The 22,848-nt window shown below is 45.7% G+C and carries 25 protein-coding genes; 5 read left to right on the plus strand and 20 right to left on the minus strand.

The window, feature by feature from the left end:
- Nucleotides 1–75: 75 nt before the first annotated feature.
- From ICN19_RS00420 to ICN19_RS00435, 4 genes are all read right to left on the minus strand, one after another.
- Nucleotides 76–2,109: a bifunctional (p)ppGpp synthetase/guanosine-3',5'-bis(diphosphate) 3'-pyrophosphohydrolase gene (locus ICN19_RS00420; RefSeq protein ID WP_216244776.1), complete on the minus strand. Its 2,034-nt coding sequence runs from the start codon at nt 2,107–2,109 to the stop codon at nt 76–78.
- A 21-nt stretch (nt 2,110–2,130) separates the two neighbouring features.
- Nucleotides 2,131–3,960, minus strand: a complete 1,830-nt coding sequence (locus ICN19_RS10255) for an alpha/beta fold hydrolase (RefSeq protein ID WP_216244778.1) — start codon at nt 3,958–3,960, stop codon at nt 2,131–2,133.
- Between the two features lie 81 nt (nt 3,961–4,041).
- Nucleotides 4,042–4,692: a CoA transferase subunit B gene (locus ICN19_RS00430; protein WP_068321494.1), complete on the minus strand. Its 651-nt coding sequence runs from the start codon at nt 4,690–4,692 to the stop codon at nt 4,042–4,044.
- A gap of 42 nt (nt 4,693–4,734) precedes the next feature.
- Entirely contained in the window at nt 4,735–5,436 is a 702-nt protein-coding gene (locus ICN19_RS00435; protein WP_216244781.1) for a CoA transferase subunit A, read from the minus strand.
- Between the two features lie 158 nt (nt 5,437–5,594).
- On the opposite strand from ICN19_RS00435, the gene ICN19_RS00440 reads away from it, so the two are divergent.
- The 4 genes from ICN19_RS00440 (at nt 5,595) to ICN19_RS00455 (ending at nt 9,167) form a co-directional block, all read left to right on the plus strand.
- Nucleotides 5,595–7,265: an electron transfer flavoprotein-ubiquinone oxidoreductase gene (locus ICN19_RS00440; RefSeq protein ID WP_216244789.1), complete on the plus strand. Its 1,671-nt coding sequence runs from the start codon at nt 5,595–5,597 to the stop codon at nt 7,263–7,265.
- Nucleotides 7,266–7,339: 74 nt separating this feature from the next.
- Nucleotides 7,340–7,726, plus strand: a complete 387-nt coding sequence (gloA, locus tag ICN19_RS00445; RefSeq protein ID WP_216244791.1) for a lactoylglutathione lyase — start codon at nt 7,340–7,342, stop codon at nt 7,724–7,726.
- A gap of 2 nt (nt 7,727–7,728) precedes the next feature.
- Nucleotides 7,729–8,901: a GNAT family N-acetyltransferase gene (locus ICN19_RS00450; RefSeq protein ID WP_216244792.1), complete on the plus strand. Its 1,173-nt coding sequence runs from the start codon at nt 7,729–7,731 to the stop codon at nt 8,899–8,901.
- A complete protein-coding gene (locus ICN19_RS00455; protein WP_216244793.1) occupies nt 8,898–9,167 on the plus strand; it encodes a DUF1289 domain-containing protein in 270 nt (89 codons plus the stop codon). Before ICN19_RS00450 ends, ICN19_RS00455 begins: the two co-directional genes overlap by 4 nt.
- A gap of 38 nt (nt 9,168–9,205) precedes the next feature.
- Here ICN19_RS00455 and ICN19_RS00460 read toward each other — a convergent pair whose 3' ends face one another.
- Entirely contained in the window at nt 9,206–10,813 is a 1,608-nt protein-coding gene (locus tag ICN19_RS00460; RefSeq protein WP_215349448.1) for an ABC-F family ATPase, read from the minus strand.
- Nucleotides 10,814–10,916: 103 nt separating this feature from the next.
- Nucleotides 10,917–11,627 carry a queuosine precursor transporter gene (locus ICN19_RS00465; RefSeq protein ID WP_216244794.1) on the minus strand — a complete coding sequence of 237 codons (711 nt, stop codon included), beginning with the start codon at nt 11,625–11,627 and terminating at the stop codon, nt 10,917–10,919.
- A 104-nt stretch (nt 11,628–11,731) separates the two neighbouring features.
- Between ICN19_RS00465 and ICN19_RS00470 the strand changes: the two genes are divergently transcribed.
- Nucleotides 11,732–12,910 (plus strand): acyl-CoA dehydrogenase, encoded by a 1,179-nt coding sequence (locus tag ICN19_RS00470; RefSeq protein WP_216231704.1) that lies wholly within the window; start codon nt 11,732–11,734, stop codon nt 12,908–12,910.
- Nucleotides 12,911–12,918: 8 nt separating this feature from the next.
- Here ICN19_RS00470 and mnmH read toward each other — a convergent pair whose 3' ends face one another.
- From mnmH to soxY, 14 genes are all read right to left on the minus strand, one after another.
- Entirely contained in the window at nt 12,919–13,992 is a 1,074-nt protein-coding gene (gene mnmH, locus ICN19_RS00475) for a tRNA 2-selenouridine(34) synthase MnmH (RefSeq protein WP_216244799.1), read from the minus strand.
- 6 nt (nt 13,993–13,998) lie between these two features.
- The gene (locus tag ICN19_RS00480; protein ID WP_216244801.1) at nt 13,999–14,418 is read right to left on the minus strand and encodes a thioesterase family protein; all 420 of its coding nucleotides are present in this window, start codon (nt 14,416–14,418) and stop codon (nt 13,999–14,001) included.
- Between the two features lie 21 nt (nt 14,419–14,439).
- Nucleotides 14,440–14,784 carry a TIGR01244 family sulfur transferase gene (locus tag ICN19_RS00485; RefSeq protein ID WP_216214643.1) on the minus strand — a complete coding sequence of 115 codons (345 nt, stop codon included), beginning with the start codon at nt 14,782–14,784 and terminating at the stop codon, nt 14,440–14,442.
- Between the two features lie 54 nt (nt 14,785–14,838).
- Nucleotides 14,839–15,285, minus strand: coding sequence for a YeeE/YedE family protein (locus ICN19_RS00490; protein WP_216244802.1), 447 nt, complete (start codon nt 15,283–15,285; stop codon nt 14,839–14,841).
- A 1-nt stretch (nt 15,286) separates the two neighbouring features.
- Nucleotides 15,287–15,724 (minus strand): YeeE/YedE family protein, encoded by a 438-nt coding sequence (locus ICN19_RS00495; protein WP_216244804.1) that lies wholly within the window; start codon nt 15,722–15,724, stop codon nt 15,287–15,289.
- A gap of 19 nt (nt 15,725–15,743) precedes the next feature.
- Nucleotides 15,744–16,865: a YeeE/YedE family protein gene (locus ICN19_RS00500; RefSeq protein WP_216244806.1), complete on the minus strand. Its 1,122-nt coding sequence runs from the start codon at nt 16,863–16,865 to the stop codon at nt 15,744–15,746.
- Nucleotides 16,866–16,886: 21 nt separating this feature from the next.
- On the minus strand, nt 16,887–17,198 hold the full coding sequence (locus tag ICN19_RS00505; protein WP_216244808.1) for a hypothetical protein: 312 nt from the start codon (nt 17,196–17,198) through the stop codon (nt 16,887–16,889).
- Between the two features lie 77 nt (nt 17,199–17,275).
- Nucleotides 17,276–18,196 (minus strand): MBL fold metallo-hydrolase, encoded by a 921-nt coding sequence (locus ICN19_RS00510; protein WP_255536891.1) that lies wholly within the window; start codon nt 18,194–18,196, stop codon nt 17,276–17,278.
- Between the two features lie 43 nt (nt 18,197–18,239).
- A complete protein-coding gene (locus ICN19_RS00515) occupies nt 18,240–18,677 on the minus strand; it encodes a DsrE family protein (RefSeq protein WP_216244812.1) in 438 nt (145 codons plus the stop codon).
- 21 nt (nt 18,678–18,698) lie between these two features.
- Nucleotides 18,699–20,429 (minus strand): thiosulfohydrolase SoxB, encoded by a 1,731-nt coding sequence (gene soxB / locus ICN19_RS00520; protein ID WP_216244814.1) that lies wholly within the window; start codon nt 20,427–20,429, stop codon nt 18,699–18,701.
- 49 nt (nt 20,430–20,478) lie between these two features.
- Nucleotides 20,479–21,117 carry a sulfur oxidation c-type cytochrome SoxX gene (gene soxX, locus ICN19_RS00525; RefSeq protein WP_216244817.1) on the minus strand — a complete coding sequence of 213 codons (639 nt, stop codon included), beginning with the start codon at nt 21,115–21,117 and terminating at the stop codon, nt 20,479–20,481.
- A 19-nt stretch (nt 21,118–21,136) separates the two neighbouring features.
- On the minus strand, nt 21,137–21,952 hold the full coding sequence (gene soxA, locus ICN19_RS00530; RefSeq protein WP_216244818.1) for a sulfur oxidation c-type cytochrome SoxA: 816 nt from the start codon (nt 21,950–21,952) through the stop codon (nt 21,137–21,139).
- A gap of 52 nt (nt 21,953–22,004) precedes the next feature.
- Entirely contained in the window at nt 22,005–22,313 is a 309-nt protein-coding gene (gene soxZ / locus ICN19_RS00535) for a thiosulfate oxidation carrier complex protein SoxZ (protein WP_068321433.1), read from the minus strand.
- A 54-nt stretch (nt 22,314–22,367) separates the two neighbouring features.
- Complete coding sequence (soxY, locus tag ICN19_RS00540) at nt 22,368–22,820, minus strand: thiosulfate oxidation carrier protein SoxY (protein WP_216239504.1); 453 nt, start codon at nt 22,818–22,820, stop codon at nt 22,368–22,370.
- Nucleotides 22,821–22,848 lie beyond the last annotated feature (28 nt).

Raw genomic sequence — 22,848 nt, forward strand, 5'->3', positions numbered from 1 at the left:
TTTTTAAATATGAGCTCGACTATGTCAAGGTGGTGCAACCAGCTGAGCTACGAGCCTATACAGCCATGGAGTTTATCACCGGCGACGCACTTGGGTGACCCCTTTGACCTCTTCTAGGCTGTTTTGAACTACTCGCAACACTTCAGAATCCTTCACTTCAACCGTTAAAAGGATCTGAGCTAAGCCTTTTTTGGCAGATTTACGCAAATCGATCACATGGACGCCCTGCCGCGTGAGAATCTCAAAGAGTTCCCGCATGAGCTCAGGTCGATCTAGGCCAGTTACAACCAAATCTGCTGGGAATACCCGTTTTTGCTCCTGATTGACGATAGGATCTGCTGCTGAAGCGGTCCAAGCCGTTTGAATTACTCGCTCCGGAGCCCTTTCCAAAAGAACTCTGAAGGTTTTGCATGAGCGTCGATGAATCGACACCCCTCTACCCTGAGTCACAAATCCGGCAATAGCGTCTGGAGGAACAGGTCTGCAGCAACGCGCCAACTGCGTTAACAAAGAATCTACCCCAACCACCAAGACGTCACCACCCCTTCCTGATTTATGAGCGCTACTACGCAAGACAATTTCAGGCGTAGTTGGAGTTGTTTTTATTTCCGGGCTGACTTCTTGCTTGTTATCAACAGCTTTAGTGGATTGGCCAGCTTCTTCATCGTCCAATGCATTAAACCAAGCGCGCACTCTTTGGCGCGCTCTTTGCGAACGTAGGTAGTTTTTATCGGGACTAATCCAGTCGCGTGATGGACCACCATGCTTCACTGCAATGATTTCAACTGTTTGACCATTCTGCAGCGATGTCTCTAACGGCACCATGGCGCCATCCACTCTTGCACCTCTGCAACGATGGCCGAGATTGGTATGCACTGCATACGCAAAATCAATCGGCGTTGAACCCTTTTCCAATGAGATCACTTTGCCCAAAGGTGTGAGTACATAAATATGATCATCAATCTCATGGTGCTTGAGTTGTTCCCAAGCATCTTCTTTCCATGAGATGAGCTGACGAGCCCAGGCTATTTGCCTCTCGTAAGCTACTTCTGCGCTGTGTGTACCTTGCTGATGGTTAACACTAGGCTTATTGGTTTTTGCAGGATTAGGTGGCGTCGCCATTCCAGCATAAGCACCCTCTTTGTAGCGCCAGTGTGCTGCCAAACCATACTCAGCTTGCTGATGCATTTCTTGTGTACGCACCTGAATTTCAAATGCAGTGCCGTCTTCATTCATGACTACGGTATGCAAGGATTGATAGCCGTTGGGCTTAGGTCTAGCAATGTAATCATCAAATTCACGTGGCACTGGTTGCCAAACGTTATGCACAATACCCAGCACGGCATAGCAAGACTTCACATCTTCAACCAATACCCGAAATGCCCTAACGTCATAGAGATTGGCGAAATCTAGAGACTTGCCTTGCATTTTTTTCCAGATGCTATAGATGTGCTTAGGTCGCCCAAGTACTTCACCATCAATTTGCGCAGCCTTGAGCTCATCCTGCAGCTGCAAAACAATTTGATCAATAAAGGATTGGCGCTCAATACGTTTTGCATCGAGCATCTTGGCTATCTCACGATAAGTATCTGGAGACAGCGCCCGGAATGCTAAATCCTCCATCTCCCACTTCATCTGCCAAATACCCAGACGGTTAGCCAATGAGGCATCAATATTGAGAATTTCTTGCGCCCAAGCTGCTGGCATCTCAATTTTTTCCTGAGTAACCCAACGCAGAGTCTGCAATCGAGACGCAAGATAAATCAGCACTACCCTTAAGTCATCACCGAATGCTAAAAGCATTTTACGGAGCATTTCCTCTTGACCGGTGACACTGAGTCCACCATCATCGCGCATTAACTTTGCCTGTGCCTGACGTAAACCCCGATAACCAATGAGTAACTTGGCGGGCTCTTCACCAATCAGCTTAATGAGCGCTTCTTTACCATGGGTGCGCGCAATATTATTTGCCGCAACTAAAGTTGCTTCATCTAAATTAAGTACTTGCAGGATTTGCGTAACCCCAAGGGCGTGCACTTCTGCTGGCTCGCCATACCAGGCATCCTGAAATACGGCTACTTTTTCGGATGTATGGGGATTATTTGCCATAGGCAAAATGATGTGCAGGAATTAGCTGAAGAATTCTTTTGCCAACGCAATTTGTTCCGGCTTTACAAATGCAGGAGCATGACCCACGTTTGGAATCTCAATACTGCGCGCATAAGGATTTACTTTACACATTTGAGCAACCGTTGCGGCAGATAACAAATCAGAATTGCCGCCGCGAACGATCAACATTGGAATATGGATTTGCTTAAAGGCATGCCACATCGCCATTTCGCCAGCCTTAGCCATGATTGGATTCACTGAGGCAAAAGGTACCGAGATATCTGGGTCGTAATGCATGATCCATTTACCTTCCTTCTGAATCAACATAGGGCCGTTATAGATTTCCCACTCTTGCGGAGTGTGCTCACCAAAACTGGCGCAGATTTCATTCAAGCGAATAAGAGCATCTTCACGATTGGCAAAAGAAAATGGTTGTCCTACGTAAGAACCTAAACGTTTGATTGCCTCAGGCTCAATTCGAGGACCTACATCATTAATCAACATACGACGTATTGGCGAGCTTGGCATTGATGCGTAAACCATTCCAATAAGACCGCCCATGGAGGTGCCAAACCATTCAATTTGTGAAACCCCGAGCTTTTTAACTAGCGTAACAATGTCAGAAACGTACTGCGGCACGGCATAAAGCATTGGATTGCTAAGGCGATCTGAATCTCCCCTACCAACAATGTCTGGACAAACAACGCAATAGTCCTTACACATCGCCTGTGCAAGGGTCTTAAAGTCACTACCCCGTCTTGTGAGGCCATGCACACACATCAAAACTGGATTACCTGGATTGCCCCATACGTGATAGGCCATGCGGTGTTTTTCATCACCACTAGAGCAGTCAACATAAAACGTTTCGCCATCATGGAAAACATTGGAAGCTTGGGCCTCATTGTGAACTTCATGACTGGCGTGATCATGCTCATGATCGTGATCCTCACCAATCACCTCAGGCTGCAAAGTCACATGATCAATACCATGCTTGTCTAGCAGCATCTCATTAATTTTGGCCATGATCTGAGGCCATTCTTGCATATTGGCAATTTCAATATGGCCAATCAATGCTGGAAAGCTAGGGGTCATCTCCCAGACATGAAGATCGTGCACCGCAAGTACTCCTTGGACTCTTCTTAAATCAGTACCTACCTGTAAATAATCAATATGGAGCGGCACACCTTCCATGAGGAAGTGATAGGACTCATGAAGAATAGAGATGGTTGACTTGAGAATCAGTAGCGATACCAAGATAGACAAAATGGCATCGATTGGCATCCAGCCTGTTAACTGGATAACTACGCCAGCAATCAGTGCGGCGATTGATCCCAGCAAATCACCCATGACATGAACTAAGGCTGCGCGAGTGTTCACGCTTTTTTTATCGCGCGATAACACCCAAGCAACCACGATGTTCATCAATAAGCCAATGGCAGCAACAACGGTGACGGTAAGACCATCTACCTTATGCGGCTCATAGAAACGACTGATTGCCTCAACCATAATCCACACGACTAAGGCCAGCATCACAATACTATTAACAAAAGCAGCTAAGGCCTCCGCCCTTCCAAAGCCAAATGAATGTTTAGGAGACGGTGGACGACGGGAAATAATTTGCGCCAACAAAGCCAATCCGAGGGCTGCCGCATCGGTAACCATGTGACCCGCATCGGAAATCAACGCCAATGAATTGGCGAAGTATGCTGCCGCCCCTTCAACACCGGAAAAGCCTAAAGTAAGTACTAAGGCAATTAACAGTAAATTTTGATTGTAGACTTGCTTGCTATGGGTGTGTTTTGCATCACCCTTTTTATGAGCATGCAGCGAGGGATCAACACCGGAATTCATCTTTGGCGTCGAGGGCTTTGAATGAGAGAAATGGAATCCCGACATAGTGATTCCATTATTTCATTCATCTGGATAAATTGCTCAGAAACCCGTTGTATCAACAGGGGCACCTGTCTTTGCAATCACTTCTTCTTTAGTTACGCCAGGAGCAAGTTCAGTCAACTTTAAGCCCTTAGGAGTAATGTCAAGGACACATAGATCTGTAATGATCTGACTAATAACGCCCACGCCCGTTAAAGGCAATGTGCACTTAGGCAAAATTTTAAGCTCTTCTGTGCCATCTTTTTTCTTGGCAACGTGCTCCATCAATACAACAACATGCTTTACTCCGGCCACCAAGTCCATCGCGCCACCCATACCTTTGACCATTTTTCCTGGGATCATCCAGTTGGCCAAGTCGCCGTGTTCACTTACTTGCATTGCACCCAAAATCGCAATATTGATTTTGCCGCCACGAATCATGCCAAAAGAATCGGCAGAAGAAAAAATGGATGAACCGGGCAAAGTAGTAATAGTTTGCTTGCCTGCATTGATTAGGTCTGCGTCAATCGTTTCTTCGGTTGGAAATGGGCCAATACCCAATAAGCCATTTTCAGACTGGAGCCATACTTCCATATCCTTTGGTACATGGTTCGCAACCAATGTAGGCATACCAATACCTAAGTTCACGTAGTAACCGTCTTTTAATTCTTTAGCAGCACGTGCTGCCATCTCATCTCTTGTCCAAGGCATTTCGATCTTCCTAAATATTCTGTTCTATTGCTATTCGTGAAATTACGCTTTTGCAGTCATCGTGCGCTGCTCAATACGCTTCTCAGGTGTTTTATGGAGCACCAAGCGGTGCACATAGATGCCAGGCGTGTGGATTTCATCTGGATGTAAATGACCGTTCTCAACGATCTCCTCTACTTCAGCTACGGTAATCTTGCCAGCCATTGCCACAACTGGATTGAAGTTACGTGCTGTATAGCGATAGACCAAGTTACCTGACTTATCCGCTTTCCAAGCTTTCACCAAAGAGATATCAGAAACAATTGAGCGCTCCATGATGTATCTCTCACCATCAAATTCTTTTTCTTCTTTACCTTCAGCAACTAAAGTGCCAACACCAGTCTTGGTATAGAAAGCAGGAATACCACAACCACCTGCGCGTAATTTTTCAGCTAAGGTTCCTTGTGGCGTAAATTCCAACTCCAACTCACCTGCCAAATACTGACGCTCAAATTCTTTGTTTTCGCCCACGTATGAAGCAACCATCTTTTTGACTTGGCGTGAGTTCAGCAACAAACCTAATCCGAAACCATCAACGCCAGCATTATTTGCAATAGCAGTTAAGTTTTGAACACCCAAATCCTTCACAGCCTGGATCAAAGCTTCAGGAATGCCACACAGACCAAAGCCACCAACAGCTAATTTTTGTCCGTCTTTTAAGATGTCCCGCAAGGCATCAACTGCCGATGGGTAAGTTTTATTCATAACTTTTGTCCTAATATTGCCAAAATGGGTAAAAAAGCAATCATAACGCTTCAAGCCCATTGATTCAGGTGGTCTTGGCACTAATTCGGTTTTTGACAGTTGGAACTAAACTATTAGGGCTGAAAAGCCCTATTTTTGAGAAATTTCGGAGAAATTGAATGAATGCTGCTGAACTGGTAGAGCAATTTGGTCCCAGAGACTCCATGGACTATGACTTAGTCATCGTTGGAGGCGGGCCCGCTGGCCTATCAGCAGCCATTAAAGCAAAGCAGCTGGCTAACGCCTTTGGCAAAGAGATCAGTGTTTGCATTCTAGAAAAGGGCTCCGAAATCGGCGCTCACATACTTTCTGGCGCAGTGATGGATCCAAAGGCACTTACTGAGTTATTTCCGGATTGGAAAGAATTAGGTGCACCACTTGAAACAGAAGTTACTCAAGATCAGTTTTTATTCTTGACCGGCGATAACTCCTATCAAGTTCCCAATTGGATGTTGCCACACTGCTTTAAGAATGAAGGTAACTACATTGTCAGCCTTGCAAATGTGACACGTTGGCTCGGGCAACAAGCAGAAAATCTTGGTGTTGAAATTTTTCCCGGTTTTCCTGCAGCAGAAATTCTCTATAACGATCAAGGCGCAGTTTGTGGAGTGATTACTGGTTCAATGGGTTTGGATAAAGAAGGCAACCCTACCGATCAATTTCAACTCGGCATGGAATTGCGTGGCAAGTACACCCTCTTTGCTGAAGGTTCACGCGGTCATCTCGGCAAACAGCTCATCTCTAAATTTGCATTAGATAAAGATGCCGACCCACAAAGCTATGGCATTGGTATTAAGGAGCTCTGGGAAGTGGAGCCCTCCAAAAGCAAGCCTGGGCTGGTTGTCCACACAGCAGGCTGGCCATTGGAGAGCGATACCTATGGCGGCTCATTCCTCTATCACCTAGGCGATAACAAGGTTGCGGTTGGCTTGGTTGTTGGCCTCTCATACAAGAACCCTTACCTATCTCCTTTTGAAGAATTCCAGCGCTATAAATTGCATCCAAAGATTCGCGAGACTTTTGAAGGTGGTAAGCGTATTGCTTATGGTGCCCGTGCATTAACTGCAGGCGGCTTAAACAGCCTGCCAAAAACCGTGTTCCCTGGTGGCGCACTCATTGGTTGCGATGCCGGCTATTTAAATGCATCGCGCATTAAAGGCAGTCATGCCGCAATTAAGACGGGCATGCTTGCTGCTGAAGCAGCTGTCGCAGCGATTAATGAAAATCGTTCTGAAGATGTTTTATCTGCTTACCCAACTGCATTCCAAAATAGTTGGTTACATACAGAACTCAATCAAGCGCGTAACTTCAAGCCATGGATGTCAAAAGGTCTCTATCTCGGTACCCTAATGGTGGGTTTAGAGCAAAAGTTGTTGGGCGGTAATATGCCTTGGACTGTCCATCTAAAACATGCTGACCACGAATGCCTAGAGCCCGCTGCTCAACACAAGCCAATTGATTATCCGAAGCCAGATGGGAAGATTACGTTTGATCGCCTCTCATCCGTATTTATTTCCAATACGAATCATGCCGAGAATCAACCCATTCACTTAACTTTGAAGAATGATTCCGTGCCTGTAGATATCAATCTCAAAACCTACGCAGGCCCTGAGCAACGTTACTGCCCTGCTGGCGTATATGAGTACGTAGAAACTGACGGCAAGCCACGTTTGCAAATTAATTCGCAAAACTGCGTACATTGCAAGACTTGCGACATCAAAGACCCAACTCAAAACATCGTTTGGGTTACGCCAGAAGGTGGTGGCGGCCCGAACTACGCATCAATGTAATAAAAGCAACCCCGGTTATATGCCGGGGTTTTTCATTCAAAACAAGAATCAATAAATAGCGTTATATTTAAACCATGATGATCCTACACACCATGCTTCGCGTTGGCGATTTAAATCGCTCGATTGATTTCTACACCAAAGTATTGGGCATGAATTTACTGCGTACCACTGAGCGCCCCGAGCAAAAGTACTCACTTGCTTTTGTGGGATACGGCAAAGGTAATGGCGATGGACAAGCTGAGATTGAGCTGACCTATAACCATGGAGTTTCTAACTACGAAATGGGAACAGCATATGGTCATATAGCCATTGGTGTTCCTGATGCATATGCTGCATGCGCCAAGATTAAGGCGGCTGGTGGCAATGTCACTCGTGAAGCTGGGCCCGTAGCTGGCGGCGACACCATCATTGCGTTTGTTACCGATCCTGATGGCTACAAAATAGAGCTTATTCAGCGCTAATCGTGGCCCAGCCCGATTCATATCAATTAGAAATACTTGATCGCTTAAGCGATATCCCTTGCCAGGACTGGAATGCTCTGCTTCCTGCTGATGCAGGACCCTTTCTGCGTCATGAATTTCTCAGTGGCCTAGAAGAGACGGGTTGCGTCGGAGGTGATACTGGTTGGCAAGTTGCGCACCTACTCCTAAAAGATCATGGCCAGCTGATAGGTGCAATGCCCCTGTATTTAAAGCAACATTCGTATGGCGAATTTGTATTTGATTGGTCATGGGCTCAGGCTTATGAGCAACAAGGCATGCAGTACTTCCCGAAAGCGCTCTGCGCCATCCCCTTCATGCCAGTTCAAGGCTCAAGAATTCTTAGTGCCAGTCATATTGATGCCGATATGGTTAGGCAGTATCTAATTGAAGGCTTAAAAACTATAGTTGTTCAAAACAATCTGTCTTCAGCGCACGTTTTATTCTCTTACGCCTCAGAATCTAAAAGCCTTCAAGAGCAAGGCTTCATGCTGCGTGACTCCGTGCAGTTTCATTGGCATAACCAAGGCTTTGAGAACTTTGAACAATTTTTAGCAGCCCTCACAATGAAGCGTCGCAAAAATATTCGGCGTGAACGCGAGCAAGTGGCAAAAGAATCTATTAGCTTTAGGCATGTGCCAGGAATATTTTCAAGCGATGATGATTGGGAATTTTTCTATCGTTGCTATGAAAATACATACTTAGAGCATCGCTCCAATCCATATCTCAATGAGGCATTCTTCAAGCTATGGGCTAAGCGAATGCCTGAGAATCTTCATTTAATCATTGCTGAACGTGCAGGCAATCCTATTGCTGCATCATTACTAGTGATAGACCCTAAAACCTCCAAGGCTTATGGCAGGTATTGGGGTGCGATCGAGCACATTCCCTGCTTGCACTTTGAAACTGCCTATTACCAAGCTATTGAATACTGCATTTCCAACAAGATACAGACCTTTGAAGGTGGCGCACAAGGTGAACACAAGATGGCGCGCGGCTTCTTACCCACCACGATTCAATCAGCCCATTTCATTGCCGATCCACGTTTTGCCAAAGCAGTGCAACACTTCTTAGATCGTGAGCATCAAGGGATTGGGGCTTATGTCGATGAGCTTGCCGAGCACAGTCCTTTGAAATCGTCTAAAGTACAGCCATGAATTCTGGAAGCAACGACACCAAATTAGCCTCGCAAGATGGCTCTCACTCCCTATCGACTGGGGACAATGAGTCCGACTCCCCTTGTATTGGTGTATGCACCACTCTTTACGATGAAATCTGCCAAGGATGCGGTCGCACTCTCGGAGAAGTCAGTAATTGGGTTTTCTTTTCTCAAGAAGAAAAGGATTCAGTGTGGAAGCGCATTCGCGAAGAAGGTACTGCAACCCGCTTTCAACGACAAGCCAAAGAAAATAAGCCCGCGTAGGGGCCTATTTTTACAACAGGTTTACTGCTGAACTTAAATTAGCCAGCCAATGCTTGGCTACGCAAATACTCTTCGTAAGTTCCGGAGTAATCCACTACAGTGCCATCCATCTTCACTTCTAAGATGCGATTAGCCAAAGCAGATACAAACTCACGGTCGTGAGAAACAAATATCAAAGTACCGTCAAATTTCTCAAGTGCAATTTGTAAGCTCTCAATGGATTCCATATCCATATGGTTCGTAGGTTCATCCATTGCTAGCACGTTATATTTTTGGAGCATCAGTTTGCCCCAAATCATTCTGCCCTTTTCACCACCAGAGAGCACCTTAACGGACTTGCCAATGTCGTCACCAGAAAACAAGAGGCGACCTAATGTGCCACGAATCACTTGGTCATCGTCACCAGTGTTACGCCACCAATTCATCCAATCCATGAGTAATTCGTCTTTTGCGAACATCTCAGTATTATCTTGAGGCATCACACCAACGTTAGCGTTCTCAGCCCATTTCACATCACCGCTATCAGCAGCAATACCTTCAAAGCGCTTGCTTAGAATAGTCTTGAGTAGTGTCGTCTTACCAGCGCCGTTTTGTCCGATGATGGCAATCTTCTCGCCAGCACGAACACCTAATTTGAAATTCTTGAAGATAACGCGGTCATAAGCCTTAGTCAGTGCATTGCACTCTACCGCCATATTGTGTAATTTTTTCTCAGTATCAAAACGTATGAATGGGTTTTGACGTGATGAAGGCTTTACTTCAACAATCTCAATTTTCTCCAACTGTCTCTGACGTGAAGTCGCTTGACGTGCCTTAGAAGCATTTGCAGAGAAGCGCGCCACGAAAGCTGCCAATTCAGCGATTTTTTCTTTGGCTTTAACGTTATTGCTCAGTTGTTGTGTACGTGCCTGTACTGATGCCAGCATGTAGGAATCGTAATTGCCTGGATAAACCTTCAAGGTTCCATAGTCCATGTCGGCCATGTGCGTACAGACCTCATTAAGGAAGTGGCGATCATGGGAAATGATGACGATGGTGCTCTTAATTTGATTAAGGATGTCTTCAAGCCAATGAATGGAGTGAATATCCAAGTTATTGGTTGGCTCATCAAGCAAGAGAACGTCTGGATCAGAGAACAATGCTTGCGCTAGCAATACACGCAATTTCCAACCTGGCGCAACATTGCTCATTGGGCCGTTGTGTTGCTCAATAGGAATGCCGATACCCAGTAACAACTCGCCTGCTTTTGCTTCAGCGGTATAGCCGCCGTATTCGGCGTACTTACCTTCAAGCTCAGCAGCCTTCATGTAATCTTCATCAGTAGCATCTGGGTTAGCGTAGATCGCGTCGCGTTCTGCTGCGGCTTTCCACATCTCTTCGTGACCCATCATCACTACGTCGAGTACACGCACATCCTCATAAGCAAATTGATCTTGACGCAATTTACCCAAACGAATGCCAGGATCCAAACTCACATTACCGCTGGTTGGCTCAAGCTCGCCACCCAAGATTTTCATGAAGGTCGATTTACCGCAACCGTTGGCACCAATGAGGCCGTAACGATTACCGCCGCCAAACTTCACGGAAATGTTTTCAAACAGAGGCTTTGCCCCAAACTGCATGGTGATATTAGATGCTGACAGCACGGATGTTTTCTAGCTTTCTGAAATTCAATAGTTACCCCGGAGGGGCAAAGACCGTTATTTTAACGGCTTAGACGTCTTTGTTGGCAGGAAGCCGTGGTCTTGCTTAGACTTTGACCCTAAATGGGGTGAAATTCGTATGAATATCGTAGAAATCCTCGTTTTCTTTACGTTTGAGGTAGTTCACGACCAAGTAAGTCAATGGGGTTGCCAAGACCTCCCAGGATGTCTTGAGAACGTACTGCGCCAAGGCCACCTGAATGATTTCATGGGTTGGCCAAATGCCATAAAACGCCAACATATAGAAAAAGGAAGAATCGACCATCTCACCCACTGCGGTAGAGCCAATTGTGCGCATCCATAGAGCGCGGCCCTGGGTCCAGATCTTCATCTTCGCTAATACATAACTATTGACCAGGCTTCCGCACCAGAAAGAAAACATGGAAGCCAAAGCAATACGCCAAGAGTTTCCAAATACTGTTTCCAATCCGTGCTGATAATTAGCCATGTAATCACCAGGAGCGACCGGCAAAGCAATGACTATTTGCGCCATGATTGCGGCAAATGCAAGAGCGGCAAAGCCTGCCCAAACCGCTCTACGATCGTAAGCGTACCCATAGACTTCCGTGAGGATGTCGCCAAAGAAATAAGCGATGGGGAAAAATAGAATTCCCCCACCAAATGGCACGCTACCAAAATACGGAAGATCAATGACGGCTGCCTTACCAGCACCAATGAAGTTCGAGCACAATAAAACCACCACAAAGGCAGTCAGAATGAGGTCGTAATAACGATGGTGGCGTCTAGGTGAGTCCATAAGTCCAGAAAAATGGATAATAGAAATAGAATATCTGCATTCCTGAAAATTCGCAGGACGCAGGCCAAAAGTAACAACAACACCGCATAGAGGATGACAAGGCAATGAGTAAAGTAAGTTTTAACTGGGCAGACCCCCTGCTTCTTGATACCCAGCTGACTGAAGAAGAGCGCATGGTTCGTGACGCTGCCGCTGAATATGCTCAAGGCCGTTTAATGCCGCGCATTCATGATGCCTATCGCAATGAAACCACCGATCCGGCTATCTTCCGCGAAATGGGTGAACTTGGTCTTTTGGGAATCACCATCCCAGAACAGTACGGCGGAGCAAATCTCAACTATGTTTCCTACGGTTTAATCGCCCGTGAAATCGAACGTGTGGATTCTGGTTATCGCTCCATGATGAGCGTGCAGTCTTCCTTGGTGATGGTTCCTATTAATGAATTTGGTAGCGAAGCACAGAAGCAAAAATACCTTCCTAAATTAGCAAGCGGCGAATGGATTGGTTGTTTTGGTTTAACAGAACCCAACTATGGCTCAGATGCTGGTGGCATGATTACTCGCGCCAAGAAAGTTCCTGGCGGATTTTCTTTAACTGGCTCCAAGATGTGGATCTCCAACTCCCCGATTGCGGATGTATTTGTGGTCTGGGCAAAGAATGATGAAGGCATCATTCGTGGCTATATCCTTGAAAAAGGCATGAAGGGCTTAAGTGCGCCGAAGATCACTGGCAAGATGGGTCTACGCGCATCTATTACCGGCGAAATCGTCATGGACGAAGTATTCGTACCAGCGGAAAATGAATTTCCTGAAATTGAAGGCCTCAAAGGCCCCTTCACTTGCTTAAACTCAGCCCGCTATGGCATCGCCTGGGGAGCACTTGGCGCTGCTGAATGGTGCTGGTATGCCGCGCGCCAATACACCATGGATCGCAAGCAGTTTGGCAAGCCACTGGCTGCCAATCAATTGATTCAAAAGAAATTGGCTGATATGCAAACCGAAATCACATTGGGACTCCAGGGCTGCTTACGCTTAGGTCGTATGAAAGACGAAGGTATCGCCGCTCCAGAAATCACCTCCATCATGAAGCGTAACTCTTGCGGCAAGTCTTTAGATATTGCCCGCATGGCACGTGATATGCATGGTGGTAACGGTATCTCAGATGAGTATGGCGTTGTGCGTCACATGCTGAACTTAGAAGTCGTTAATACCTATGAAGGTACTCACGATATTCACGCCCTCATTCTGGGTCGTGCGCAAACAGGCATTCAGGCCTTTAGTTAATAAGCCAATTAAGCACCCAGCTTACTGACGATGGCCTTTGCTGCTCTGGCAAAGGCCTCATCACTATCATCATCTAGCTGTACAAAATTCTCCATTCTGTATTGAGGAAAATTGCGCACAATCGATGATTGATAGGATGGGTCGTAATGTTTTACCAACAACTCTTCAACAAGCTCCGGAAAATTGCCAGCATCAATTGCCTCATTCCATTTGGCAATCTGCACTTTTCCATAATGAGCTGTTAGCAGCGCTAATTTACGTTTGAAGTTATCCGTATCAGTTAAGAAGTGATGGTACTCACGAATTAACCAGGAAACTCGTGTTTGTGTGCTCGATCTTAGTTCGATACAAGACCCATTACGAATTTTCTCCATCAAGGCATCGGGTACATGTAAGCCCCCTACCTTCTTGCTCTCGGACTCCACAAATACTGGCCTAGCGGGGTCAAGCGAACGTAAGGCATTCCATAGTGCAGTCTCAAAGCCTTTTTGCGATGGCTGGTCCTCATTGGGTTCATTACCAAGCACCGAGCCACGATGAACTGCTAGACCCTCTAAATCAAGGATCTGAGCCCCCAGAGCGCCAATCTCTTGAAGTACTCGCGTCTTACCGCTACCCGTCATTCCGCAAATAACCTGAAATGAAAATTGACCAGCTGCCTGTTCTAGACCATCAATCACCGTACGACGAAAACCTTGGTAACCACCTTCTAGCTGTTTAGCTTTCCAACCAATCCGATTGAGAATGTGAGTAAAGGCGCCACTGCGTTCTCCACCACGCCAGCAATAAATTAATGGACGCCATTCACGAGGCAATTCTAGAAAGTGATTTTCAAGATGAGCGGCAATGTTTTTCGATACTAAAGCTGCGCCCAGCTTTTTGGCTGCAAATGGAGACTCTTGTTTATAAAGTGTTCCTATTTTTGCGCGCTCTTCATTATCAAGAACGGGGTAATTAACTGCGCCAGGAATATGGTCTAAAGCAAACTCAGCAGGAGATCTCACATCAATCACGAGATCAAACTGATCTAGCTCAGATAAAAATTGATCAACTCTTAAGATATGCGGATTACTGGGTTGCACGATAGACTAGCGCAACTTTTGCAAAACATGTTCAGGCCAAGGGGCCGACTTATTAGTGGTGAGGTCTACCCACACCATGGTGGCGCCACCAATAGCCGCCTCGACTTCAGGCGAGGTAGTTAAAGCCATGCTGGTATAGACGTCCAAACTGGTTCTGCCAATGGCGCCAATGGAGGTCTTTAATATCAACTCACCCGGGAACGAGAGTTGTTGATAGAAGTTACAAAAACCGTTGAGCATCAACATAGATTCGCGACCAGGGGCAACCTCGTAACCCATAGCAGTAATCCATTCACAACGGGCCTGCTCCATGTAGCGAAAGTAAATAGTATTGTTCACGTGCCCATACGCATCCATATCACCCCAACGAATGGGCATGATCATTTCGTGAACTAGCTTACGCTCTTCAGGAATGGCGATACGCATGGTTTAGCGAGCAGACTTTAATTAACCAAGCTGTAAAGCAAGTTGGTACAAATTTGTAGAGCGTGCGCCAGAGCGACAAAATGCGAGAACGGGTCCAGGCAATGTTTTTAAGAGTCGCGCCATTTCTTGTACTTGAGCAGGAGTGAATGCACCTGGCACCACTGGTAAGTAAACGTAATTTAAGCCCAGCTTTTCCGCTTCGGCTTGAATTGCGGCATTCAAAGGTTGGCTTGGGCCACCCTCACCGTCTGGACGGTTATTAATGACGCTCTTATAGCCTTGTTTGGCAATTTCAGCCAAATGGCTTGGGTCGATCTGACCGAGAGTGCCAAACTGAGCGTTATGGCAAGAAATAGGAAGACTCATGAAACCCTCTATATCGAATAAATATGAATAGGGTTGATTTTAAAGCAGGCTTGCCTAGATGTTCGTGGGCTTGTTTTTATGGGCAGTAAAGAAGCGCTCGCAAATCTCCATGCCAGCTAGCATGGCAACAACAAACACCAAGGCCTTCAGGTGGCCTGCGCCCAGAGCAACTAGGGCTGGACCAGGACAAAAGCCAGCGATCCCCCAGCCAGCTCCAAAAATCAAGCTGCCGATAATCAATGGCTTAGTAATGTCTCTACGTGTAGGGATATGCAGCGCCCCACCAAAAAAAGCTTCAGTTCTCTTACTAACAACGTAGAACCCCGCTAGACCAACAATCACAGCACCCATCATGACAAACATTAATGATGGATCCCAATTGCCAGTTAAATCTAAAAATCCCAAGACTTTCTGAGGATTACTCATGCCGGAGATAATCAAGCCCCAGCCAAAAAGCACACCAATTGCATACTGACCAAAGAGGCTGAAATGTTTTCTCATCTCACACTCCGATCAAGTGACGCAAAAAGTACACAGTGATAAAGCCTGCACCCATAAAAGAGAGCGTAGCCACTAATGAGCGTGGCGATAAACGTGAAAGACCGCAAATACCATGACCACTCGTACAGCCTGAACCATATTGAGCACCAAAGCCTACTAGAAGGCCAGCAATCACAATCGCGAACCAATCCGCTTCAATTTCTACTACCGGGAATATGCCAAAAAATAACGCTGCCAGAAAAGGTGCGGTTATCAAACCCAACACTAGAGCAACACGCCATGCTGAATCAGTCAATTTAGGATGCAATAAACCAGAAACAATTCCGCTAATACCCAAAATACGACCATGCAATAAAACATACAAGGCCGCAGCAATCCCCAGAATCATCCCGCCTAACAAGGAAGGAATGGGGGTAAAAGACATCCAATCAATTTGCATTATTCAGCCGTATTTGAAATTAACTGCAAGGATTAGGAGCAAGTCGTATTTGCAAATAACGCAAACCTAAATAAGCCCCAAAGATAAATCCAGGCAAAGCCAGCAATGAACCAATGGCAAGAGTGGAAATACCGCTTAAGCCCTGTCCTACTGTACAACCCAAAGCAGTTACGCCACCAAAGCCCATGAGCGCAGCGCCAACCAAATGGTTAGCAGTGTCTTCGGTATTACGAAAGGATTCCCAGCGAAACGATTTAGTGGCGATCGATATCACAGCAGAGCCCAAAATCATGCCTAGCACAGCAACAATGCCTACTGTGAGCACTTTGGATGTATCGCTATACATCATCAACCAATCCAAGGAATAAGCATATGGAGCAACAAACGATAGACTTTCCATGCGACCTGAATTGGTTACCAAAAACACTTCTTCTAAAGTGTTTGGATCTTCGGCGACATACCCTAGGTTTCCTGATACCCACCACACAGCACAAATCGCCAATCCTACAGCGATACCTGCAAATAGATTTTCAGCGGTCCAAAATGCTTTGCTAGCCAAGGCATAAGCAATGAATGCTGCACCAATGATCAAGCCTAGAGCCAGATGAAGTTGAGGGCGAGCAATACCAAGAGGCGCGCTCAAAAGACTAGGTAAATCCTGTGGAGTATTAAAGGCGATAAAAAACGTATCCAAAGTATTAATACGCACTACACCCAAGAAACCACGCATTGTCATATAGGCTGTTAATCCCAGCACCATAAACACTACGATGGACTTTAAATTGCCACCACCAATACGGATCAAGGTTTTACTGCCGCATCCTGAAGCTAACACCATACCCAAGCCAAACAGAACGCTTCCGACGATTGTGGAGAGCCATAAAAATTTATTGCCGGTATAAAAACTTTTGAGTGGATCAATCAAACCAACATAAGACATCAAGGTGAAACCAATAATGGCAACGCCGATAGCCAAAAACCATTGCTTTAAACGGCCCCAGCTAGACATGATGAAAATGTCAGAAACTGCGCCCATGCTGCAAAACCCTGTTTTCTGCATCACTGCACCCAGAAAAAAGGTAATGGCAAAAGTTGCCCAGAGAACTGACTTGCTTAACGAACTAATATCTACAACATCCATAGCGATCAAATCTTGAAAAAATTAAGGTTTAAATTTGTAAAACTGTTGATTGAGAAAAGCGGTGACATCCGCTTCATCCTCAGGAAATAAATCAAGGCGAAGCTCTGTATTGCAGAGGGACACCATCTTCTTCAAATTGGCGAGAGACTTTACCTTGCTATCAGAGCGCGTATAAATCATGTCGCCATTACCAAAGCCGGTTTTCTTAGCATGACATGCGTAGCACTTCTGCTGGTCTATGGTCTTGCCATTTGCCAAATCTGGGGCGGCGATCGCTGGAGCGCTTATGAGCGCACTGAAAGCGATTGCTGAGATAGATCGGAGAAAAGTCATTTTCATTACAAATCAAGGATTTAGCATTAATCCTCTATTTTAAGGCCCAATGGCTGAATTTGCCTTAGTTGGCCGTCTTACTCAGCCTGGATCGACAGATAGACGTTATAGGCATTCATCCGGTTAGCAGCCCTAAACAGCGGCATTCCCTCGTATTCAGACCAATCAGCCTGCTTATAGGCCTCTTCGAAAGGATCTAGGTTAATTGCGGCTTGAGCCATGGATTCACGCAAATACTTGAGGTAATTCCTAGTGAAGGCGATGTCTTCAGCCGGTTTAACCGAGTAATTACCGTGTCCTGGAATCACAATATTGGGATTGAGTTTTTCAATCTCATCCAAAGCAATGAGCCACCCTTTGCTATCGGCGTTCCCAACAAATGGAATGCGACCCCTGAATACAAGATCACCAGCAAATAGCACCTTTTCAGATGGCACATACACCATCAGGTCTTCGGGTGCATGCGCAGGTCCAACTCTACTTACAAAGAAATCCACTCCACCAACAGACAACTTTGTTTTTTGATCAATCCATACATCCGCAGAAATTAACTTGGTATTTGAATTAACCCAAGGAGCAAAATCGATTCTTGAGGCAATTAAACGTTGCTTGGCAGTTTCAGAAGAGAGGTAATTTCTACCCTCACCCTGCGCATAGATCTTTGCACCAATTTTTTTAAACTCTTGCAAGCCATAAACATGGTCTGCGTGGTAGTGACTAACGATCACTGCCACTATTTTCTGTGGAGTAATTTTCTTGATTTCAGCAATGAGCTTTTGTGCAAGAATCGGGGAACCCAAGGCATCAACAACAACCACTCCGCCAGGAGTCACTACAAAGCCAGCATTAGAAATAAAGTTTTGATTGGCACTACTTCCCATTTCTGGAAAGCCTTGTACAAAATAGGTATGGGGCGCTACCTGTATTGGCTTTAGCTGAATCGTATCGCCAGACTTGCCCTGCCCATAAGCCGAACCCAAAAAGATAAGGGATCCCATCAGGATCCCCACAAGACTTTTGAAGCAATTCATATATGGCTGTTTAAGGCTTGATGTAAGCAAAACCATCTTTATATTGCAGATCCGCTACACGAACGACACCCGATGGCGTGAAATCAGCATCTAGTGTGAACTGATCTTTTTTCAAGTTACGATTCTTGAGAGTAATCTCGCAAACCTCAAACTTCACACCGCGAGACTTTAAAGCGCCTACCAATGGCGCATAGTCTGTGCCACTTTTTTTGTCTTTGGCACCTTCCATCAGCAAGTCCACGCCATTGGCATGAGTGACCACAATAATGGTTGTTTGAGGTGCTACATCCAAATGATTACGGATATTGCGCAGACCTTTTAGACCTTGGGTTTCGGCATCATCAATGTGGTAAACCACTTTTGTATTGCCGGCGGACTGAGCTGAGGCAAAAGAACCAAAGCCAAAAGCCAAAGTCAGCATGGCAAGAATAAAGAGTAATTTTTTCATGCGTACATCCTCGGTAATAAATTAGATTGGGGCCATGCCAGGGTTATTTGAAACACCCTTAATGATTGGCTCATTGAGCTTGACTGCTTTAACTACTTTGACATCGCGCAAGTGGCGTTCCATCACATCCCAGATCGCCTCGCCGCCAGCATTCTTTGCCTCTTCGCTAACCGGTGCCCAGCCTGCAACCTTATAAGTCTTACTCGCCTCAATAGGTTTACCGTTTAAGCGCATATCTGTAATGCGCTTGCCAGCTGTTTGTGCAGGGTCAATGGTGTATTGCATGCCACCAACGCGAACCATGTCACCACCCTGTTGATAATACGGATCCGGATTAAATAAGTTGTCGGCCACGTCCTCAAGAATGGTCTTGATGGTTTCACCACTCATATTGGTAACCGTAGTGTACGGATAAGTAATCGCCGTTTGATCCATCAGGTTCTCGCGTGTGATTGCTTGACCTGGCAACAGGCTGGTTCCCCAACGGAAGCCTGGTGAGAATGCAATCTCCGCATTCTTCTGCGCCATGAGGCCATCTAAGATAAGTTGATCAAAGCTGCCATTGAAGTTGCCACGTCGATACAAGAGGCCTTCAGTAGTGGCTAATTTTTCATTTAGTTTAGCTTCGAATGGCGCTCTAATTTTGGTGATCAACTTACTCATCGTTGGATCAGCAGGAATCATATTAGAGAAGATCGGGAGTAACTTATATCTGAAGTCGACTGGCTTACCGCCCTTCACATCGAAATCGAGCACGCCCAAGAACTTGCTATTGGATCCCGCATTGGTAACAAGCGTTACACCACCCGCATTCTTTACCTTAACTGGAATAGGCACACCATCATGAGTATGGCCGCCTAGAATTGCATCTAAACCGCGTACGCGCGATGCCATCTTCAGGTCAACATCCATACCATTATGCGACAGAAGCACTACTACCTTAGCCCCTTTAGATCTAACTTCATCAATGGTCTTTTGCATATTCTCTTCTTGAATACCAAAGGTCCAGTCTGGGGTGAAGTATCTAGGATTTGCAATCGGGGTGTACGGGAAGGCCTGGCCAATAATGGCAACCTGAATACCGTTCTGCACTTTCATGACGTATGGGTTAAACACCATATCGCCAAAGTCAGATGTCTTAATGTTTTGAGCAATAAATGAAACCTTACCTTTGAAATCGCCATTTATGATTTCCATTACGCGCTTCTCACCAAGAGTCATTTCCCAATGCGGTGTCATGACATCTACGCCCAACGCCAAAGCAGCATCGACCATATCCTGGCCGTTGGTCCAAAGAGACGTACCAGAACCCTGCCAAGTATCACCGCCATCCAATAAGAGCGAGCCAGGGCGATTTGCCTTGATTTGCTTAATCAATGTAGCCATATGGGCGAAGCCACCCATCTTGCCGTAGTTCTGGGCTGCAGCTACGTAATCCAAGTAAGTGAATGCATGGGCATCACGTGTGCCTGGTGCAATACCGTTGGCCTTTAGGAAATACTCGCCAACTAAGTGCGGAGTCTTGCCCTCTTGCGCGCCAATACCAAGGTTTACATTAGGCTCGCGGAAGTAAATCGGCAATAGTTGCGCATGACAGTCCGTGAAATGCAAAAAGTGCACGTTACCGAATTTGGGCAAGTCATAGAATTTCTGTGCTGTGGTTTGAGCATTCACGAAATTGGACTGCAAGCTTAATCCACCTGCTGATGCAATAGCCAAAGCCTGCAGAAAGTCGCGACGATTTAATGACATATAAGTATTTCCTTAAGAAAACAGGCCTGCCGGCCTGTTCTTTGATTCGTTACTGATTAACTGGAGAGGCAGGATCAAGCAGTAAGGCCATAACATCCTGAATCTGCTGCTCATTTAAGAGCTTGAAGTGTGCAAATCGCGGCATATTGCTACACGCGTTATACGCCTTGGAATTATTAATGCGATTCCAGGTGTAAGTAACCACCTCTTGAGAATAGCCACGCAGCTTTCCGTAACCGGTCAAAGATGGTCCGATGTTTCCATAAGAGATCTCTTTAGCATCAATCTGATGACAGTTATAGCAACCGCCGCCCACTACAGTGTCAGCCTTGTCAGTCCAGGTTGCACCGCGGCCACTTTGAGCAATTGCCTCGCCCTTCTTCCAGTCGCCAATATATTTGCCATCAGATGGCTGCTTGATTGAAGCCATATTGATTTTCTGAATCTTTTCACGCATCTTCTCACCCTGCTTGCTATTAGCAAACTTTGGGTCTGAGCAGAACTTTTGCGTTTCATCTTGTTGAATACGATCCAATCCTGCAATGCCTTCAGCCTTAAAACTATCGGACATCATCTTATTGAACTTTGGATCATTCTTTTGTTGAGCAACAGCTACGTTTTGTAGAAAGCTTGCAGCAACAATAAATCCGGCGATAGTTAAGAGCTTTTTGATATTTGTATTTTTCATGATCTTTATCTCTTATCTCTTAACGCTTTAATCCAGGAGTTTCAACTGTTCCGCCGTTGGCAGTCTTTGCCATATACATAGACAAAGCAATCGTTACATCTGAACCATAAATTGGGAATGGGAAACGCTGCTGACGATAGCAATCGTTCAAGCGCTGCTGCATCGTCCAGAACTGACCGCTTGAAACGCGATATGCTGGCCAGTAACCCCAACCCATAGCGGCGCCTTTTTGCTCCGTTAAGTTAGGCAAATCTTGCAAACGAATACGTTTACCGTTTTCAGCATGACAAGATGCACATGAGAAATCCATTGGACCACCTTGGAAGAAGAATGCGCGCTTACCGAGCTCATACATTTCTTTTTCTTTTGGGTGATTAGTGCTGACTTTAATTTTGTCGCCTTTGGACGCAGTCACCACGTAAGCAACAATCGCCTCCATATCCTTCTTAGGACCCTTTTGAAAAGGGGCATCGATCATTTCTTGCGGATCGCGACCTTGCAGTGCCTGCATACAAGTCATCAAACGTGATTCGAGGTCTTGCACCTTGTTGGTATCTTTAAAGTAGCGCGGCAACTGAGCTGCTGCGCCCTTCACAACACCAGGCCCTAAACCTAAATCACACTTCTCAAGAGTAGCGTTTTTAGGGCCTGCTGGTTTTTTCCATAGATCTTCACCAGCCGCCTCATAAAGTTCCGAAGGGTTGCCGTCAGCGATCATCTCGCGATATTTAGCGATATCGTCTGTTGCACTTTTTTGCGCAGAGACTGACGATGACACTGCTAATAAGGCGGCCAACAATCCAGAGGCCAACCCTAAAGTTAATTTACGCTGCATTTGCAACCCTTTCAAAACTCAGGTGATAGTAAAAATCTATAAAGACAAGCAATTAAGAAGCAGTTGCTTCGTCGGTACGCTTGTCACCCTTGCTATCTACCCAACTCACAACAATCTTGTCGCCCTTAGCGCCCTTGTATTTGAAGTTCAAGAATGGATCCTTAGAAACTGCTGGACCAAATTGACCATTCAATACATCTTTGCCATTTGCTTTGACATTGATTGTGCTGATAAACCATGCTGGAATTGTCTTGCCGGAAGCATCTTTACGCTGGCCAGACTCCATATCGTGTTTCATCAAAATTTTTACATCTACAATTCCACCGTTCTCAGCAGCTCTAACGCGCATTGGATCAGCCATGTTTTCCTCTTGTAATCTAGTAATTAATTAATGGTGTTCAGATAGATTGGGGGATTAACCGCCGCAACCACCTAAAGTTACTTTCACTTCCTTAACAGCCATGCTCCACTTGCCATCAGCTTTTACCAAGGCGTATACGTTGGAGGTTTGACCCATCTTGATACGTGTTGTAACAAATGGTTCTGTGCCCGCAGGAATAAAGAATTGAGCGGCTAAGGCGCTTGGGTTTTTCTCAACCAAGATTGCCATTTGCTCAGCTTTGAGAGTTGTGACAATGCCAACTGGAACTACTGCACCATTTTCTGCAATATCTGGGGCGTTCAAAGTAACAGCACCAGACTTATCTGGACTACCTGCACCTAGAATCTTGAATACATCGTCGAGACTCTTGCCTTCAAAAGCGGCTTTATTCCACTCTTGTGCTTGGGCTACGCTAATAAGACCCGCAGAAGCCATCAAGCCAAAAACGGCTGAATATTTCAATAAACTGCGTCGCTGCTGATTCATAAAAACTCCTTAATTAATCTACTCTTAG

This window comes from Polynucleobacter sp. AP-Capit-er-40B-B4 (assembly GCF_018882245.1).
In the GTDB taxonomy this organism is placed as follows: Bacteria; Pseudomonadota; Gammaproteobacteria; order Burkholderiales; family Burkholderiaceae; genus Polynucleobacter.